General features: G+C 44.7%; 1 protein-coding gene and 1 pseudogene. Both read right to left on the bottom strand.

Annotation, left to right across the window (positions count from 1 at the left end; all coding sequences use genetic code 11):
* A pseudogene (locus A3750_RS00440) lies at positions 1-288 on the bottom strand (EamA family transporter); the annotation flags it as partial.
* A gap of 341 nt (positions 289-629) precedes the next feature.
* Positions 630-864, bottom strand: a 235-nt coding sequence (locus tag A3750_RS00435) for an MvaI/BcnI family restriction endonuclease (RefSeq protein ID WP_156498264.1), incomplete at its 5' end; no start/stop codon positions are given.

Below are 864 nucleotides of genomic sequence, written 5' to 3'. Positions count from 1 at the left end.
CCCCGTTCCCGTATCTAGCGCACTGTAAGCAAAAGAAAACGAAACAGCATAAAGAAACAGAAAAATGCCTGAGCGCCAACTACCTGTCGACGCTTGGCCATCTGTCCTTTTGCGGAAGCTCAAAATGAGAAATAACACCAACATACCCGAAATAAGCCTAAGAGCAGTAAAACTAGCTGGGTCAATCGTCGGCGAAGCGCTAGCCCCTTGCTCCAGTGCAAGGCGACAAAGCACCGAGTTGCCCGCAAAGGCAACCAAAGCAACAACGGTATATAAAAACGTGTTCATAGCGTGTAGAAACCAAATAGTGCGCGTTTTGCAGATCCATTCAAGAGTATAAACAGATTGAGCGAAGAGTAAGACACACCGGATCGCTCTTCGTTCAACAGCAAACTAGCGAGAGGCGACGAAAAGACTTCTATTAAGGTGTTAACTAACCAAATTTAAGCCACGCAGCGACCAAAGCGTACTCGGCGCAAACCAGCAGATGGACAAAAGAAGAAATGGTGCCGAGGGCCGTAGTCATATCCAACCTCTAACCTGTTGAATTGATTTGTAACTGGCTTAAGGAAAGCGAGTTGATGTTACTTCTCACGTAACTAAAGATCCTGCATTGCTAATAGCATTGCTTACCGAAACTCGTCAGTGATCGTTTCCATTGATAGATAAAGGGTCTCCAAGCTATCACTTCGAATTCTCCACAGAAACCCATGGTCTTTGATTTTTCCTTGCTTCTCGGAAAGAGTGAAATCGAGGTATATGTCCCCTGCCTGAACTAGCTTTAAAAATCTTAGAATAGAGGGCCACTTACAATATCTAACCGACTCAATGACGCAATACTCTGCATCACCTTTCTTAAACGAA

It is taken from the genome of Oleiphilus sp. HI0079, from assembly GCF_001635105.1.
This window is presented reverse-complemented; position numbering and strand designations above follow the sequence as displayed.